At 74.8% G+C, this 2,907-nt stretch carries 3 protein-coding genes; all 3 read right to left on the reverse strand.

Going from position 1 to position 2,907, the window contains the following annotated elements; genetic code table 11:
• Window positions 1-211: 211 nt before the first annotated feature.
• The 3 genes from ACIQOV_RS35485 to ACIQOV_RS35495 all read right to left on the reverse strand — a co-directional run bounded on the left by ACIQOV_RS35485 (window position 212) and on the right by ACIQOV_RS35495 (window position 2,803).
• Window positions 212-1,036, reverse strand: coding sequence for a hypothetical protein (locus ACIQOV_RS35485; protein WP_401054947.1), 825 nt, complete (start codon window positions 1,034-1,036; stop codon window positions 212-214).
• Between the two features lie 91 nt (window positions 1,037-1,127).
• Complete coding sequence (locus ACIQOV_RS35490) at window positions 1,128-1,943, reverse strand: hypothetical protein (RefSeq protein WP_401054948.1); 816 nt, start codon at window positions 1,941-1,943, stop codon at window positions 1,128-1,130.
• A gap of 125 nt (window positions 1,944-2,068) precedes the next feature.
• Complete coding sequence (locus ACIQOV_RS35495; protein ID WP_401054949.1) at window positions 2,069-2,803, reverse strand: enoyl-CoA hydratase/isomerase family protein; 735 nt, start codon at window positions 2,801-2,803, stop codon at window positions 2,069-2,071.
• Window positions 2,804-2,907: the final 104 nt, after the last annotated feature.

Genomic DNA, 2,907 nt, shown 5'->3' on the forward strand with positions numbered 1-2,907 from the left:
CCCCCGGTTGCGGTCCCGCTACGGGCGGGCCGCCGGGCCCGTCGAGCACCTCCCCGAACGCCCACTGGTCGCCGCTCCTCAATCGCGCCCGCTGTGACAGTTCCACACCCCCACCTGTCCGCACGGGCCGCCGGGTTCCCGCCGGAGCACGGCAAAGGCCCCGACGAACCCGGTGGTTCGTCGGGGCCTCCGCCGCCGACCGGTCAGGCCGTCAGGCGCACTTGATGTCGCGGTTCACCACGGCCATCCCGGCGACCTTCGCGCCGTCCACGGTGAACTCGTACTGCCAGCCCTGCTGTCCCTCGACCGGCAGCACGTACGTGCCGCTCTTGGCCTGCTGGAGGCCCTTGGCGCCGTACGCCTGCTGGAGCGCCTCCAGGGTGGAACCGGCGCCGATGCCCTCGGCCGTCTTCGCCTCCGCCGGGGCGACCAGCTCGCGCAGGCCCGTCGCCGCGAAGGAGACCCGGCCGGTGGCCAGGTACGCCGCTTCCTTGGCCTCCTTCGCCACCCTCAGGTCGACCAGGGCCATCGTCGAGTCGGCGATCAGCTTGGCGGCGGCGGCCGAGTCCGCGGCCCCCGCGGCCGAGCCCGCGGCGGCGGCCGCCGCGTCCTTGGCGGAGGCGTTCGGCGGCAGGGTGCCCGCCGGGGCGGGCGCCTTCCCGCTGGCCGCGTCGGCCTTGGCGTTCAGGTCCTTGTACCGGGCCTCGGTGGCCGCCTCGGCGGCCATCCGGGCCTGGTCCGGTGCCGGGCCGCCCTTGTAGACGAAGTCCGTGCAGCCTTCGAGCAGCGAGACCGGTGCGCTCTCCAGGGCTCCGGTGGCCAGCCCGGCGTCCTTGGCCATCCCCGGCTTCAGCCCCCGGTACCCGGCTGCCGCGAAGGCCTCGGGCCCCTTCGGCGTGGGCGCCGCCGTGGGCGCCCCGGTGGCGGCCTGGGCCTTGGCCGTGCCGTCCTTCCCCTTGTCGGAGGAGCCGGTGGAACAGGCCGCCGCCCCGACGGCGAGCAGCGCCACCGAGACGCCGACCCCTACCGCACGCATCGACCTGCGCGTCTTTCCCATGTCGCAATCCCCCTTGGTCGTACCGGCGATCACCGTACCGGGGCCACGACCATGATCCACAATTGAGTTCTCAGGAACAGTAGGTGTTGTGCTTGACCAGGGCGAGGCCGGCCACCTTGCCGTCGGCCACGGTGAACTCGTAGAACCAGTCCGGGCCGCCGCTGCCGCTCTCGGCCGGGAGTTCGTACGTGCCGCCCTTGGTCGGCTTGAGCTCCTTGCCCTCGTAGGCGCGCTTGAGTTCCTCCTCCGTCGAACCCGCGCCGACGCCCTCGGCGGTGCGGGCGTCCGCGGGCGCCACCACCTGGCGCAGACCCTCGGTGCCGAAGTTGACCCGGCCGGTGGCCCTGAGGGCCTCGTCCCGGGCCTTGCGGGCGGGCGTGACGAGGTCCAGGTCCTTCTGGAGCTCGGCGAACTCCTTCTGGTCGGCGGCATCCTGCTGGAGCTGCTCCTGGAGGCGCGCGCTGTGCTCCTGCAGCTCCTTCAGCGAGGCCCCGGCCGCCAGCGGCGGGACCGTCTTCCGCTTCGCCCTCATCTCGTCCATCCTGGCCAGCGCCTTGCCGGCCTTCGCGTGGACCTCCGCCTCGTTCGCCATCCGGACCGGATCCGGCGCCGGGCCGCCCTTGTACGCGTAGTCGGTGCAGCCGTTCAGCACCGAGACCGGCGACGGCTCCAGGGCCCCGGCGGCGAGCACCTCGTCCTTGGTCATCGACAGCTGCAGTCCCCGGTAGCCGTTCGCGCCGAACGGCTGCGGCGGCGTGGCGGCCGCCGCCGCGGCGCCGCCCTTGCCCTCGCCGCCCTTGTCCCCCTCGCAGGCCGCCGCTCCGGCCGCGACCAGAGCCATCGTCAGTACGGCCACCGCCGCACGGGTGTTGTGGATCGTCCTCACGGTGATCCCCTCCCCTTCGTCGATCGCACACGGTAGCGAACGTGCGGGCACGATCCACAATCGTTTTCCCACGCGCGGAAGGGGCCCGCGTCCCCCAGGACGCGGGCCCCTTCGCAGGCACCGGGTCAGTCGACCGGGTGCCGGGCGGCGAGGCCGCGGGTGTAGTGGGCGGCGGCGAGGACCGAGGCCATCAGCTCGGAGTCGAGCACGGAGGCGTCGGCCAGCCGGGTGGCCGAGGCGTGCGAGGCGAGCAGCGTCTTGGTGACCCGCAGGGCGGCCTCGGGGCGGCGCGTGACGGGCCTGGCCCACTCGTCCACCGCCCCGTCCAGGTCCTGCTCGGGGACGACCCGCTGCAGGATGGCGAGCTCCCGCGCCTCCACCGCGCCGACCGGCCGGCCGGTGAGGATGATCTCCCGGACCCGGGCCGCGCCGACCTCGTGGAGCAGGCGGGGCAGCAGCCCGCCCCAGGCGACGGGCAGGCCCAGGGCCAGCTCGGGCAGCCGGAAGACGGCGTTGTCGGCGCCGACCCGCAGGTCGCAGGCGAGCGCCAGGGCGAAGCCGGCGCCGGTCGCCCGGCCCTGGACCCGTGCGACGGTCACGGCGGGGCTGTTGGTGAGGGCGTCGCAGACCCTGCGCGCCCTGTCCCCGTAGCTGCGTATCCGGCCGCCGGTCGGGTCCTCGTCCAGGCCCGCGAGGAGTTCCTCGCGGTCGCCGCCGAGGCAGAAGTCCCGGCCCGCCGCGGACAGCACGATCACCCGCACGGCCGGGTCGGGCACGGCGAGGACGGCGAGGAGTTCGTCCAGCATGGCGGAGGTGACGGCGTTCCCGGTCTCCGGGCTGTCCAGCTCGACGTGGAGCACCGCTCCCCGGAGCTCGGAACGGACCGTACGGACCGGCGCGGGCCCGGGGGCCGAAGCTGAGGCCGGCCCGGGGGCCGGCTCGGGGGCCGAAGCGGAGGCCGGCT

Origin of the sequence: Kitasatospora sp. NPDC091257 (genome assembly GCF_044757675.1) — a bacterium.
In the GTDB taxonomy this organism is placed as follows: domain Bacteria; phylum Actinomycetota; class Actinomycetes; order Streptomycetales; family Streptomycetaceae; genus Kitasatospora; species Kitasatospora lactacystinica.